This is a genomic window from Gammaproteobacteria bacterium, from assembly GCA_016195665.1.
GTDB lineage: Bacteria > Pseudomonadota > Gammaproteobacteria > SURF-13 > SURF-13 > JACPZD01.
Genome location: JACPZD010000013.1, coordinates 38423 through 51580, shown reverse-complemented (window position 1 = coordinate 51580; position 13158 = coordinate 38423). Strand labels below are relative to the sequence as shown.

15 protein-coding genes are annotated in these 13158 nt (G+C 58.5%); all 15 read right to left on the bottom strand.

The genetic code is table 11. The annotated features are described in order from the left end of the window. Positions 1–259: 259 nt before the first annotated feature. The 15 genes from HY028_04660 to HY028_04590 all read right to left on the bottom strand — a co-directional run bounded on the left by HY028_04660 (position 260) and on the right by HY028_04590 (position 13155). Positions 260–700 (bottom strand): hypothetical protein, encoded by a 441-nt coding sequence (locus HY028_04660; protein MBI3344137.1) that lies wholly within the window; start codon positions 698–700, stop codon positions 260–262. Between the two features lie 2 nt (positions 701–702). Further along, positions 703–984 carry a helix-turn-helix transcriptional regulator gene (locus HY028_04655; protein ID MBI3344136.1) on the bottom strand — a complete coding sequence of 94 codons (282 nt, stop codon included), beginning with the start codon at positions 982–984 and terminating at the stop codon, positions 703–705. 118 nt (positions 985–1102) lie between these two features. Then, on the bottom strand, positions 1103–1489 hold the full coding sequence (locus tag HY028_04650; GenBank protein MBI3344135.1) for a hypothetical protein: 387 nt from the start codon (positions 1487–1489) through the stop codon (positions 1103–1105). 172 nt (positions 1490–1661) lie between these two features. Then, a complete protein-coding gene (locus HY028_04645; protein MBI3344134.1) occupies positions 1662–2849 on the bottom strand; it encodes an O-succinylhomoserine sulfhydrylase in 1188 nt (395 codons plus the stop codon). A gap of 75 nt (positions 2850–2924) precedes the next feature. After that, positions 2925–4433 (bottom strand): amidophosphoribosyltransferase, encoded by a 1509-nt coding sequence (gene purF / locus HY028_04640; GenBank protein MBI3344133.1) that lies wholly within the window; start codon positions 4431–4433, stop codon positions 2925–2927. Between the two features lie 70 nt (positions 4434–4503). Continuing rightward, on the bottom strand, positions 4504–5001 hold the full coding sequence (locus tag HY028_04635; protein ID MBI3344132.1) for a CvpA family protein: 498 nt from the start codon (positions 4999–5001) through the stop codon (positions 4504–4506). Between the two features lie 99 nt (positions 5002–5100). Beyond that, on the bottom strand, positions 5101–5916 hold the full coding sequence (locus HY028_04630) for an SPOR domain-containing protein (protein MBI3344131.1): 816 nt from the start codon (positions 5914–5916) through the stop codon (positions 5101–5103). 26 nt (positions 5917–5942) lie between these two features. Next, positions 5943–7271: a bifunctional tetrahydrofolate synthase/dihydrofolate synthase gene (gene folC, locus HY028_04625; protein ID MBI3344130.1), complete on the bottom strand. Its 1329-nt coding sequence runs from the start codon at positions 7269–7271 to the stop codon at positions 5943–5945. An 87-nt stretch (positions 7272–7358) separates the two neighbouring features. After that, positions 7359–8216 carry an acetyl-CoA carboxylase carboxyltransferase subunit beta gene (locus tag HY028_04620; GenBank protein ID MBI3344129.1) on the bottom strand — a complete coding sequence of 286 codons (858 nt, stop codon included), beginning with the start codon at positions 8214–8216 and terminating at the stop codon, positions 7359–7361. Continuing rightward, a complete protein-coding gene (locus HY028_04615) occupies positions 8213–9157 on the bottom strand; it encodes a tryptophan synthase subunit alpha (GenBank protein ID MBI3344128.1) in 945 nt (314 codons plus the stop codon). The genes HY028_04620 and HY028_04615 overlap by 4 nt, the downstream gene beginning before the upstream one ends. Beyond that, positions 9154–10362 (bottom strand): tryptophan synthase subunit beta, encoded by a 1209-nt coding sequence (gene trpB, locus HY028_04610; protein MBI3344127.1) that lies wholly within the window; start codon positions 10360–10362, stop codon positions 9154–9156. The genes HY028_04615 and trpB overlap by 4 nt, the downstream gene beginning before the upstream one ends. Before the next feature lie 4 nt (positions 10363–10366). Beyond that, positions 10367–10996: a phosphoribosylanthranilate isomerase gene (locus tag HY028_04605; GenBank protein MBI3344126.1), complete on the bottom strand. Its 630-nt coding sequence runs from the start codon at positions 10994–10996 to the stop codon at positions 10367–10369. 68 nt (positions 10997–11064) lie between these two features. Beyond that, complete coding sequence (gene truA, locus HY028_04600) at positions 11065–11841, bottom strand: tRNA pseudouridine(38-40) synthase TruA (protein MBI3344125.1); 777 nt, start codon at positions 11839–11841, stop codon at positions 11065–11067. Positions 11842–11958: 117 nt separating this feature from the next. Next, on the bottom strand, positions 11959–12471 hold the full coding sequence (locus tag HY028_04595) for a hypothetical protein (protein MBI3344124.1): 513 nt from the start codon (positions 12469–12471) through the stop codon (positions 11959–11961). Positions 12472–12495: 24 nt separating this feature from the next. Continuing rightward, complete coding sequence (locus HY028_04590; GenBank protein MBI3344123.1) at positions 12496–13155, bottom strand: hypothetical protein; 660 nt, start codon at positions 13153–13155, stop codon at positions 12496–12498. Positions 13156–13158: the final 3 nt, after the last annotated feature.

Sequence of the window (13158 nt, the reverse complement as noted above, 5' to 3'; positions counted from 1 at the left end):
CGGTCGGACGTTCCCCGCGCTCCAGCGCACCTAACACACGGTCACGCAAGTCTCTTGAATACGCATACATAGTCGCCCCTCCCCTATGACAGGGACACTATAACACATAAATGTAAATACTTAAATCAAAAATGCTCTAGCGATAACCCTGGAGCGCTTTGCTCCGCTGTGAACAAACTGACCAGCCCTCAGGGTTATATCTTGCAACTTGAATTTACCCGTCCCCAAGTGATGCACTTTGATGTAGAATTCAGCCAACCTAAAATGAAGGGTCGTTCGCTGTGCGCTCCCTGATACTTAAAGAGTTTCCACGGAGCACATCATCTTCAGTTTCTGCTTCTATTTTTAGTTGGCACGGTTCAGAAACGGGCAGGGGCGAAATTGCTATGATCGCCACCACTACATGCTGCTCTGCATCAGAGAGCGCTACTTGATCTTGGTATGATTGCGCCATCTTCTGTGCAGGAACATCAACTTCCGCGATGGACTCACCGTTCAGTACGGCACGTATTAGTAACTTTGTGAACGGCTGGTCAATTGGCGTGAACACCCGAACCTGTACGCATAGTTTTGGTAACAGTGCTGGAAGCTTGTCGATAATCATCTCTCCGCCGTAACAGCCCATCAACGAGTACTTGTTTCCGACTTCGTGCCTGATGTCGTCGCAGAACTGCGCGATGACAACGCGCGATTCATTCATGCTCATGCCTGTTGCCCACGAGAGGCAAGTTGGTTTCGAATCGCACGGAAGGTGTGCGCTTCGTCCGCCCCTAAGGCTTGCGCGATGCGCGCAATAATGTCAGTGCCAGGGTCTGTCTGCCCACGTTCAATCCGAGCAATGTAGGGTTGAGTCGTGTCAGCACGAGCCGCCAGTTGAGCTTGTGATAGCCCAGCCGCTAGACGCAAGGCGCTAAGTGTCTCGGGCTCGTCCGCGTATAACGTAGCAGCAATATCACGCCGAGCCTTCACCATATGCTTAGCCATTTCGGAGTCTGACTCAAACTCGCTAACCAGTGAATCGAGACTAATGGTGTGTGGCAATGGTAGTGGTCTAGAGGTGCTAAACTCCCTATACAGCACTGGCGCAGCGGAAGCCGAGGGACTAGAGGGTGCGCCAATCGGCAAGAATTCTGCGGGCGAGGTCGCTGTTGAGGTCGTCATAATCGAATTTCTCCTTATGCGCTACGGCCAAGACGCAAATCTGTCGTGTTTGCCAGTGGTATCCATAAACGATGCGGTAGACCGTTGCGGGGGTGTCCAATACTCTAAAGCGCCATAAGTTACCTTGGCCACGGACGCTCTCCCATCGCTTGATATTGAGACGTGCTGCACCAACAGTGTTATTACCGAAAGTCGTAAGCTTATCAATTGCCTTGGGGTCTACTTGAATCTGCTCCAGAGCAACCGTCACCGCAGCGGCAGCCCCCGGATTGACCACCCGTAAGTCACGCAGGTCCTGGGCGGCGTTTTGGTGAATATCAAGATGCATTATATACAATTACATATAATAACGGCAAATATGGGGGGCAGCTTGAGCATTTTACGTCATGGTATTTCCCAAGTATCACACTATCTTATTGTTTATAAAAGTCTTTTTAATAAATTTGTAATCAGCGAATTGGGTGCAATTCCGCTCGCCAGCTCCATCTAAATATAAGCAACTAACTGCCTAATCCACGCGCGAGGTCGTTCTTTAAGTCCTCGATATCTTCCAGCCCCACGCCGGTGCGTATCAGGCCGTCGGTGATGCCCGATGCTGCGCGCGCTTCGGGGGTAAGCCGCCAGTGGGTGGTGGTGGCGGGGTGGGTGATGGTGCTCTTGGTGTCGCCGAAGGTGGCGGTGATGGAGAGGAGGCGCGTGGCGTCTATCACCTTCCATGCGGCCTCGCGTCCACCCTTGACCTCAAACGCCAGCACGCCGCCGAAGCCGGACTGTTGACGCGCCGCCAGCGCGTGCTGGGGATGGGACTTGAGGCCGGGATAATAGACGCATGCGACCGCGGGCTGCTGTTCCAGCCATTGTGCGAGTTGCAGTGCATTCTTGCTGTGCGCCTCCATGCGCAGACGCAAGGTTTCCAGGCCCTTGAGATAAATCCAGGCGTTGAACGGGCTCATGCTGGGCCCGGCGGTGCGCAAGAAACTGTAGATGTCGCCACCCACCAACTGCTGACTGCCGACCACCGCGCCGCCTACGGCGCGCCCCTGTCCGTCTATATATTTACTCGCCGAATGCACCACGATATCGGCCCCCAGCTCAAGCGGCCGCTGCAGCGCGGGGGTGAGAAAGCAATTGTCCACCACCAAGAGGCATCTGTGACGGTGTGCGATGTCAGCGAGCGCCTTGATGTCGGCGATTTCACTGAGCGGGTTGGACGGCGTTTCCAGAAACAACAGGCGCGTGTTGGGCTTTATCGCCTGTTCCCAAGCGGTATTATCCGTGAGCGATACAAACGTGGTCTGCACGCCAAAGCGCGCGAGGATGGTGTTGAATAAAATCACGGTCGGCCCAAACAGGCTGCGCGAGGCGACGATGTGGTCGCCGTTCTTTAGTAAGCCCATACACGCGGTGAGTATCGCGGCCATGCCGGAACCGGTGGCGACACAGCGTTCACCGCCTTCTAAACTCGCGAGGCGCTGTTCGAAGGTGCGCACCGTGGGGTTAGTGAAGCGCGAATAGATGTTGCCGGGCTCGGCGCCTGAAAAACGGGCGGCGGCTTGCGCGGCGCTGTCGGCGACAAAACTTACGGTGGGGAAGATCGGCTCGGACTGTTCACCTTCCTGGGTGCGTACCTGTCCGGCGCGTACCGCGCGTGTGTCGAAGCCGTAATTGTCATTGTCGTCTAAGGGCATGGCAGCGGGTACAACACGCAAGTCTGTAGTAAGGGGATGGCGATTTTATACCAAGTTTTTTTGTTTCTCCACTCCTTAAGAAGTGTTGTACAAATCCAATGCCGCATTGCTGTTGGAGTGTTGTGGCTTGGCCATGTCGCAGCGGATTTTCTCCAGATAGTCGAGATAATCCTGGCTCACGCTGCCGGTAATGTATTCGCCGCTGAAACAGGAGGTATCAAACCCGCCGATCTTCGGATTGCCTTCACGGACGGCCTCGATAAGGTCCGGGAGGTCCTGATAAACCAGCTTGTCCGCGCCTATGGCGTGTGCGATTTCTTCTTCGTTACGTCCGTGCGCGATGAGTTCGTTGACCGAGGGCATATCTATGCCGTACACGTTGGGATAACGCACGGGTGGCGCGGCGGAGGCGAAATACACCTTGCGCGCGCCGGATTCACGCGCCATCTGGATGATCTGCTGGGAGGTGGTGCCGCGCACAATGGAATCGTCCACCAGCAGCACGTTTTTGTTTTTGAATTCCGAGCCGATGGCGTTCAATTTCTGGCGCACGGATTTTTTGCGCTGGCTCTGTCCTGGCATGATGAAGGTGCGGCCGATGTAGCGGTTCTTTACGAAGCCTTCGCGGTAGGGAAGATTCAATACCTGGCAGAGCTGCAACGCGGCGGTGCGGCTGGTGTCGGGGATGGGGATTACCACGTCTATGTCATGATTCGGCCAGATGCGTTCGATCTTGTGCGCCAGCTTTTCGCCCATGCGAATGCGCGCCTGATACACCGAGATGCCGTCTATCACCGAGTCCGGGCGCGCCAGATACACATATTCAAAAATACAGGGCGAGGATATGGGATGCTGCGCGCACTGGCGGGTGGAGAGCTTACCATCCACCGAGATGAACACTGCCTCGCCGGGCGCAATGTCGCGCACCACTTCAAAGTCGAGCACGTTCATGGCTACGCTCTCAGAGGCGATCATGTACTCCGTTCCCTGTTCCGTTTCGCGCTTTCCGAACAGGATGGGACGGATACCGTAAGGATCGCGGAAACCGACGATGCCGTAGCCGTTGATCATGACGATCGCCGCGTAGCCGCCTCGGCAGCGCTCATGCACGCGCGTCACCGCGTGGAAGATGTCGTTTTCATCTATGCGCAACTTACCGGGGTGTTGCAGTTCATGTGCGAACACGTTGAGCAGCACCTCGGAGTCGGAGTCGGTGTTGATGTGGCGCTGCTCGTCGCGGAAGATTTCTTTTTTTAACTCATCGGCGTTGGTGAGGTTGCCGTTGTGCGCGAGACATATCCCGTAGGGCGAGTTCACGTAAAACGGCTGCGCCTCGGCCGAGGTAGAGCAGCCTGCGGTGGGGTAGCGCGCGTGACCGATACCCATGCTGCCGTGCAGGTCGCGCATGTGACGGGTATGGAACACGTCGCGCACCATGCCGTTGTCCTTGCGCATAAACAGCCGGTCGCCGTCACAGGTCACAATCCCGGCCGCATCCTGACCGCGATGCTGGAGTACGGTGAGGCCATCATACAGCGCCTGGTTAACCGCGGACTTGGCGACGATTCCGATGATCCCGCACATCTACCACCACCTCGTCAAATCATCAAAATATACATTCATCAACGCGCCCTCGATCGTACTGGTAAACCCTTCATGAGTCCTGGTAGGCAAAATGACTGGCAATGTCGGCGGGCAACAGGTTGCGCGCTACCATGGCCAAATCCTCGAAGTAAAAGATCAGCATAGACTGACGCCACCACGGGTCCTTGGGAAACGGCGTGGCGCCGGCCAATAACACCAGGATGGCGATTACGACGACACCGCGAGCGATGCCGAATACGACTCCGAGCATTTGGTCGGTGCCGCCCAGGCCGGTCTTGGCCAGCAGCCGCACGATGAGAAAATTGATGATCCCGATCAGGATCAAGATGCCTAGAAACAGGGCCGCAAAGGCGGCAATCAAGCGTAGCGAAGGCACCGGAATGTATTGCGTCAACACCGGCGCGAGCCGGCCGCTAAATTCCACGGCGACCCAAATGGCGACCACCCATGCGGTGAGCGACAGGGCCTCTCGCACAAAGCCGCGTAGCAGGCCGATCAGCGCGGAGAGGGCAATAATCCCGATAATGGCATAATCAACCCAGGTCATGGCGGCCTTTGCCGGCGCATCAAATCAAACTGTGATTATAACACTGCAACGGTCAAACAAAAACCGCGCAGGAAAGCAGTGCGGCCTTCGGCCGCAGGATCATGGGGAGGGATAGCGCTCAACGATACCCTTTTGTTTGGTTTCCTTTTCCAACTTGTCGCGTAGGGCATCGGCGCGGGCGCGCTCCAGCTCGGGGCCCACGCGCACCCGGAACAACTGGCTGTCGCCGCTCTTGATCTTCTCGACGAAGGCCGTATAGCCCTTGGCGCGCAATTGATCGCGCAGCGCCAGGGCGTTCTGCTCGCTGCTGAAACTGCCCAGCTGGATAATCCAGGCGGTGATATTCATGCGTTCATTGGAGGGTGCGGTTGCCGCTGGCGCCGCAGAAGCGAGCGGCTTGCTGGGAGCCGGTTTACCGGCCTTGGGTTTATCTGTGGGTGACTTGTCGGCTACCGGCTTATCGGTCACCGGTTTATCGGATTGGGGCAGGGTATCCGGCTTGGGTGACGTCGCTCCCGGCATCCTGCCTCCCGCGACACTAGTACGTCCCTGTACGTCGTCGGATTTAGCGGCCGACTGGGTGTCCGTTTTATCTGCCGATGGCGCTGTAGCGATGGCCCCCGGCGCCTTCTCACTCATCTGCGGGGACACACTGGCGGGCGCTGCAGAGTTGTCCGCAGACGGAGCAGGCACGGGCAACGGCGTGCTATCAATGACGGCAGGTTTCGGTGGAGCAGGGGCGGGTTCCAACGGTGTGATCCTGGAGCTGAAGCCGGTATCCAGTTTGGGCGGTATAGTGGCAACGCTGCTATCGTCTTCCTTCCCCCCCGTCAACAACATGGGAATAAGGATTATCGCCAGAACGACCAGCACCGTCGCGCCCACCAGGCGCTGCTTCAATTTATTCCCTTCCATATCTTGATCTCATGGTCTGCAAGCCGTTACTTATTATAGTCCTGACGCAGCGCCTCGGCGACAGTATAAAACGAACCAAACACCACTATCCGGTCTTGCGCCCCCGCCGCAAGCAACGCGGCGTGATAGGCCTGTTCCACCGTCTCATGGCTGCTGTATACCTCGGCCTCGGGGATGACATCCCGCACGTGTTGCGCCACCCGCTCAGCCGAGCTCCCGCGCTCCACGGAGAGGCTCGCTGCATACCAGGCATCCACCACATCGCGCATCTCCCGCACCACGCTTGCGATATCTTTATCGGCCAGCATACTGAACACCGCCAGGGTGCGGCCCGCGCACGGCTGCTCGCGCAAGGTCCGGGCGAGCGCGGCGGCGGCGTGAGGATTGTGCGCCACGTCGAAGATGCGCGTGACCATGTCTGTGCCCGTTGAGACCTGGAAACGCCCCGGCAAGTTCACTGTGCTGAGCCCTTGCTTAATGTCGTGCCCGGACACAGACAACTGCGCTGGTCGCTCCCGGTGTCCTGCCTCCCGCGACACTAGCACGTCCCTGTGCGTCGCAAGTGTCTCCAGGGTCATCAGCACGGCTGCGGCATTTTGGAGTTGAAAACCACCTTGCAATCCCGGTATCGGCAGCGCTTCGATGACACGGCCCGGCCCCCACCACGACCAGTCTTGACCCTGAGTTTTATAATCAAAGTCGCGCTTGAAACAATAGAGCGGCGCGGCAATCTCTTTGGCATGAGCAACAAGACTCTGCGGCGGATCGGCTTCACCATAGATAGCCGGACGTCCTGGGCGAAAGATTCGGGCCTTCTCAGCGGCGATGCTCTCGCGGTCCGGGCCCAGCCACTCCATGTGATCCAATCCGATGGTGGTCACCAACGCGGCGTCGGCATCGAACAGATTGACCACGTCGAGCCGGCCGCCCATTCCCACCTCCAGTATGGCCACATCGAGTTCCGCCCGGTGAAAAATGTCAAAAGCAGCCAGCGTACCGAATTCAAAATAACTGAGCGAGATCCCGCCGCGCGCCTCGTCTATTCGGGCAAAGGCGGCGCACAGTTCGTCATCGGTGGCCTCTATGCCGTTAACACGAATGCGTTCATTGTAACGCAGCAAATGCGGCGAGCTGTAAGCGCCCACCCGGTAACCCGCCGCCAACAAGACGGCCTCCAGCATCGCCACACTGGAACCCTTGCCGTTGGTGCCGCCGACGGTGATGACCGTATACGCCTGAGGCTTCAGGCCCATACGGCGCAACACCTCGCCCGAGCGCTCCAGGCCCGGATCTATCTTTTTGGGGTGTAAGGTCTCTTGCCAGGACAACCAGTCGGCGAGTGTAGTAAAGCGCATAAATACAGGGGACAGGGAAAAGATACAAGACACAAGAAAAAAAGAGCAGCCCTTAATTGCTTGTATCTTGTACCTTGTATCTTTTACCTAGTTTTGATGCGTAAGCAAGGCAAGCAATTTCGCAATCCGGTCGCGCATCTCACGCCGGTCAACGATCATGTCCACCACCCCGTGCTCGAGTAAAAATTCGCTGCGCTGAAATCCCTCGGGGAGCGTCTGACGCACGGTCTGTTCGATCACCCGTGGGCCGGCGAAACCAATCAGGGCCTTGGGCTCGGCGATGTTGATATCACCCAGCATGGCGAGACTCGCCGACACGCCGCCCATGGTGGGATCGGTGAGCACCGAGATGAAGGGGATGCCGCGCCGGCTCATCTGCGCCAGCGCCGCGCTCGTCTTCGCCATCTGCATCAGCGAAAGCAGCCCTTCCTGCATGCGCGCGCCGCCGCTTGCCGCGAAGCACACCAGCGGCACCTTCTCCTCCACGCAGACGTTTACGCCGCGCACAAAGCGCTCGCCGACCACCGAGCCCATCGAGCCGCCCATGAAACGAAACTCAAAGGCGCAGGCCACCAAAGGCATGTCCTTGAGTTGTCCGCGCATCACCACCAGGGCGTCCTTTTCCTGCGTAGCGCGCTGCGCCTGGAGGAGACGATCCTTGTAACGCTTGCTGTCGCGGAATTTAAGGGGATCTAGCGGCGCCAGGTCGGCGGCAAGCTCGGTGCGCGGTTCCGGATCGAGGAAACTGTCCAAACGGAGCCGCGCGCCGATGCGCATGTGATGACCGCATTTCGGACATACGTCGAGATTGCGCTCCAGCTCCGCGCGGTACAGCACCGCACTACAGCCCGCGCACTTGGTCCACAGCCCCTCCGGGACGGCCTTCTTGACGCCGTTGCCCTGGGTGCGGATGCTGCTGGGCAGTAATTTTTCAAACCAGCTCATGGCGTGGCGGCGCCGGTCGCTCCCGGCATCCTGCCTCCCACGACACTAGCAGGATCCTTCGCTAGCGCTCTTCCTTGTGCGTCGGAAGTCGCCTTGTCCATCGCCGCGCGCATCTCTTTCAACAGCGCGGGTATTTCGGAGAGGATCTGGCCGGGTTGTGCGATGAGCGCCTCGATTTTCTGGACCAGCGCGCTGCCCACAATGACGGCGTCGGCGAGTTCGGCGATGCTCGCGGCGGAGGCGGCGTCCTTGATGCCGAAGCCTACGCCGAGCGGCAACGAGGTGATCGCCCGGATATCTATAAGCTTGCGCCCGACGTCCTCGACATCGAGCGTCGCCGCGCCGGTCACGCCTTTTAACGAAACGTAATAGAGATAGCCCTGCGCCAGCGCACTGATCTTTACAATGCGCTCCGGCGTGCTGGTGGGTGCAAGCAGGAAGATGGGCGCGATACCCTGCGCGCGCAGCGCGTGGATCAAATCCTGCGCCTCTTCGGGCGGCATGTCTACGGTAAGCGCGCCATCCACGCCGGCTTCTCGCGCGGCATGCGCGAAGGTATCGTAACCCATGACCTCAATGGGATTGAGATAGCCCATGAGTACGATGGGGGTGACGTTATCGTTGATACGAAATTCACGCACCAAATCGAGCGTGTGGCGCAGGCTCATGTGATGTTTAAGCGCACGTTCGCTGGCGCGCTGAATCACCGGGCCGTCGGCCATCGGATCGGAAAACGGCACACCCAATTCGATGATGTCCGCACCCGCGCTTACCATCGCGCGCAGCAACGGCACGGTCACTTCCGGACTCGGATCGCCGGCGGTGATAAACGGGATCAGCGCCTTGCGCCCTTGCGCGCGCAACCGGTCAAAGCAGTGCGTGATGCGATTGCCCGCTTGTTCAGGCTGGACCCTGACTTTCTCGCGCGGGGCGCTGTTCATACCTTAATGCCCTCGCGCGCCGCCACGGTGTGGATGTCTTTATCGCCGCGGCCGGACAGATTGACGATGATAATCTGGTCATTTTTCATGGTGGGCGCGAGCTTGGCGGCATAGGCGAGCGCATGGGACGATTCCAGCGCGGGCATGATGCCTTCTATTCTGGTCAGATCATGGAATGCCTGGAGCGCCTCGTCGTCGGTGATGGCGACATAGTTCGCGCGTCCGCTGTCCTTCAGCCACGCATGCTCCGGGCCGACGCCGGGATAATCGAGACCGGCGGAAATCGAATGCGTCTCGATGATCTGGCCGTCGTCGTCTTCGATAAGATAAGTACGATTGCCGTGCAGCACGCCGGGGCGGCCCTTGCACAGCGTCGCCGCATGATGACCCGTTTCGAGACCCTCGCCCGCTGCCTCGACGCCGTAGAGTTTGACGTTCACATCTTCCAAAAATGAATAGAACAATCCGATGGCGTTGGAACCGCCGCCCACGCAGGCGACCAGCGCATCAGGCAGCCTGCCTTCCTGTTCCAGAATCTGCGCGCGCGCCTCGCGGCCGATCACGGACTGGAAATCACGCACCAGCATCGGATAGGGATGCGGCCCGGCCACGGTGCCGATGATGTAAAAGGTGTTGTCCACGTTGGTCACCCAATCGCGCATCGCCTCGTTGAGTGCGTCTTTCAGGGTTTTAGAACCCGATTCGACCGGCGCCACGGTGGCGCCCAGCAGCTTCATGCGAAAGACGTTGATCGCCTGGCGTTTGATATCTTCGCTGCCCATGTACACCACGCACTCCAAACCCAGCCGCGCGGCCACCGTGGCGGTGGCGACGCCATGCTGCCCCGCCCCGGTCTCGGCGATGATGCGCGTCTTCCCCATGCGCTTGGCGAGCAGCGCCTGGCCGATGGTGTTGTTGATCTTGTGCGCGCCGGTGTGATTCAAATCCTCGCGCTTGAGATAAATGCGCGCTCCGCCCAGTTGCCGGCTCCAACGTTCGGCGAAATACAGCGGCGAAGGCCGGCCTACGTAGTTTTTTAAATCATTTTCAAATTCTGCGATGAAATCAGGGTCGTTTTTGTAACGTTCATAGGCTAGTCGCAACTCTTCGAGCGGCTGCATCAGCGTCTCGGCCACAAAGCGTCCGCCGTAGGGGCCGAAATGCCCGTTGGCGTCCGGTAATGATCCGAAAGGCGCGCTTTGCATGGATTTAGGAGATGCTGACATGGTTGACCTCGTTGATAAATTTCGCCATCTTTCGATGATCCTTAATGCCCTTTTCAGATTCCACGCCGCCGCTCACATCCACGGCGTAGGGCCACACCCTGCGTATCGCATCCGCCACATTTTCGGGGTTGAGCCCGCCGGCCAGGATCAGCGGTTTATCCAAACCGGCCGGCGTCAGCGACCAGTCAAATGTCAGGCCCGTACCGCCTGGGACCCCTTCGACATGAGCATCCAATAACAGCGCGGCACTGCCGGCATGGTCGCGCGCGTAAGCGGCTACATCCACCCCTTGGCGCATCCTCAGGGCCTTAATATAAGGCCTGCCATAGCGACCGCATTCGGCCGCCTTTTCATTACCGTGAAATTGCAGCGTATCGAGACGCACTGCATCCAGGACTGCGGAAATTTCTGCGGGCTTGGCGTCCACGAACAGGCCCACCACCGTGACAAAAGGCGGCATCGCGGCGACGATGGCCCGCGCCTGCTCCACGGTTACCGCGCGCGGGCTGGACGGATAAAACACCAAGCCGATCGCATCGGCGCCCAGCCTCGCGGCCTCAAGGGCATCTTGAGGTCGGGTAATGCCACAGATTTTAACCCGTGTACGCATAATAAGGCAGAGAAAAGTGCAAGATACAAGAGAAAGGGGAAGAAAACGCCACTATTATAGATTATTCTAACTCAAAAAAACGGTTCTGCGCCGGGCGCGGGCAGGGCAAAGGTTTCAGGGTATTCAACAGCCATCAGGGTCAACCCCTGGGGCGGCGCGGTGACGCCGCCCAGCGTGCGATCACGCGCCTCCAGCACCTCTTTTGCCCAAACCGGTTCGCGCTCACCGCTCCCTATCGTCATCAGCACACCGGCGATGTTGCGCACCATGTGATGCAGGAAGGCATTGGCGACAATGTCAATGACGACCCTCTCCCCGTGGCGGGCAACGTCCAGCCGGTGAACCGTGCGCACCGCATGTTTCGCCTGACAGGCCACTGCGCGATAGGAGGAAAAATCATGTTCGCCGATCAAATAGCGCGCGGCCTCACTCATGCGGCCTTCGTCGAGCGGCCGATAACACCAGCTCACCCTATTTGCAAAGACGCCGGAGCGCACCGTCCTGTTGAAAATCACGTAACGGTAGTAACGGGAGACCGCCGAATAACGCGCATGAAAATCATCGCTCACTACACGTGCCCAGATCACGCTGCAATCCTTGGGGAGATGGGTATTCGCGCCGAACACCCATCCGCGTTCGTTGCGCACGGCCTCGCTATCAAAATGGATTACCTGGCCCAGCGCATGCACACCCGTGTCGGTGCGTCCCGCGCAGATCACGCGCACAGGATGATCGGCGACCTTGGCAAGAGCCTGCTCTATACACGCCTGCACAGTGCGGACACCCTCTTGCACCTGCCAGCCGCAGAAATCCGTACCGTCGTATTCCACTCCGAGGGCGATTCTCATAAGGAAGCTCTGGAAGATATATCGCCAACCGCCAAGACGCCAAGGTCACCAAAAAAAGCTTGAATTGTAAGTAAAAATCTTGGCGTTCTTGGCGTCTTGGCGGTTCAACATTAGAAGTCATACGCCCAACGCGCGCAGTTCCGGATCCGGCTCGCTGCGCTCCCAGACCTCATCAAAAAAATTCAGCAGCAGGGCGGCCTCTGACGGCGCATTGAAATTCACAATCGCGCGGTAACTCTCGCCGGTCTTGTTATGTATTACCCCACGCCGGTCCACCACTAGAAAAGAGCCGTTGTAGTGGTGGTATTCTTCAGTAACTTTACGAATCTTGATTAGACTCTCCAGGCGGCGGCTGAGTTCGATGAGACGATGCCCTTGTTGCACGATGCGCTCCGAATTCTGCACCAGGATCTTGATCTCCGAAACCCGGCTGCGGATGGCCAACTGCCGGACTGCTTCAACCAATTCGGGGTTGTCATACACGGCGTGGTCGAGATCGCGGCTGTAGATAGTAAGAGCACGCTTGCTCTGATTGATTGAGGAAAGTGCAGCGTTGCGCTGGTCTGCGCTGGTGCTGACCTCTATCGGATCCGCATCGCGCCCTAGCATGAATTCATCCCATTGCTGCATAGCGGCTCGAGGGCGAAGGGTCTTCTACCCCATCCTCCAAATCACGAAAGCCAGCGCGAGGGGGTAGAGCCATTGATACAGTGGCGGGTGATAACTCTCCGGCAGCACAATGACCTGCGCCGTCATGGACTCGGCCCGGGCGACGGCCGTTTGGAAAAGCGTTCCGGCGGTATCCGTGATGCGCCGCCAGCGCGAAGACCTTTCTTCTTTTAAGCGTTCTTGGATAAATATACGCCGGGCGTGAGTGACGGTCTCCAACGTCAGCACCGCACGTACCGCGAAGCGGTCGCCGGCGCCGCTGAAGATATTGAGGGGCTTGGCTAACCAGCATAGCGCCGCCACCCATTGCGCGCGCCCTGTGGTCTGCAACAGCAGATGCACCGCGAAGACGAGCAGGATTAACGCGGCGATGCGGAGTGCGCCGTCCTCGACGCCTTCTACGGTGGGCATGCCGTAATACGGTAACACCGCTCGTCCGGGGGAAAACCAAAAGTAGAGGATCAACAAGGAAAGGAACAGCCAGCGTGCGCGCCGCAGCAGTGGCCAGGCGCCGGCGGGTGAAGTGCGGCTACCGAGATAGAGCGCCGCCACCAGCAACGCAAGCACCGCTATTTCTTTCACTCCGCCTGCCATCAGCCCAGCCCCTAACACCATGAACCCAATGAGGCGTATTACCGGATGCATGGC

Excerpts from the sequence above, each read along its gene's own strand:
- folC (MBI3344130.1), bottom strand. The coding sequence starts at position 7,271 with ATGCGCTTTACTACACTCGCCGACTGGTTGTCCTGGCAAGAGACCTTA.
- purF (MBI3344133.1), bottom strand. The coding sequence starts at position 4,433 with ATGTGCGGGATCATCGGAATCGTCGCCAAGTCCGCGGTTAACCAGGCG.
- HY028_04660 (MBI3344137.1), bottom strand. The coding sequence starts at position 700 with ATGAATGAATCGCGCGTTGTCATCGCGCAGTTCTGCGACGACATCAGG.
- HY028_04645 (MBI3344134.1), bottom strand. The coding sequence starts at position 2,849 with ATGCCCTTAGACGACAATGACAATTACGGCTTCGACACACGCGCGGTA.
- HY028_04630 (MBI3344131.1), bottom strand. The coding sequence starts at position 5,916 with ATGGAAGGGAATAAATTGAAGCAGCGCCTGGTGGGCGCGACGGTGCTG.
- HY028_04595 (MBI3344124.1), bottom strand. The coding sequence starts at position 12,471 with ATGCAGCAATGGGATGAATTCATGCTAGGGCGCGATGCGGATCCGATA.
- HY028_04650 (MBI3344135.1), bottom strand. The coding sequence starts at position 1,489 with ATGCATCTTGATATTCACCAAAACGCCGCCCAGGACCTGCGTGACTTA.
- HY028_04655 (MBI3344136.1), bottom strand. The coding sequence starts at position 984 with ATGGCTAAGCATATGGTGAAGGCTCGGCGTGATATTGCTGCTACGTTA.
- HY028_04620 (MBI3344129.1), bottom strand. The coding sequence starts at position 8,216 with ATGAGCTGGTTTGAAAAATTACTGCCCAGCAGCATCCGCACCCAGGGC.
- HY028_04590 (MBI3344123.1), bottom strand. The coding sequence starts at position 13,155 with ATGCATCCGGTAATACGCCTCATTGGGTTCATGGTGTTAGGGGCTGGG.
- trpB (MBI3344127.1), bottom strand. The coding sequence starts at position 10,362 with ATGCAAAGCGCGCCTTTCGGATCATTACCGGACGCCAACGGGCATTTC.
- HY028_04615 (MBI3344128.1), bottom strand. The coding sequence starts at position 9,157 with ATGAACAGCGCCCCGCGCGAGAAAGTCAGGGTCCAGCCTGAACAAGCG.
- truA (MBI3344125.1), bottom strand. The coding sequence starts at position 11,841 with ATGAGAATCGCCCTCGGAGTGGAATACGACGGTACGGATTTCTGCGGC.
- HY028_04635 (MBI3344132.1), bottom strand. The coding sequence starts at position 5,001 with ATGACCTGGGTTGATTATGCCATTATCGGGATTATTGCCCTCTCCGCG.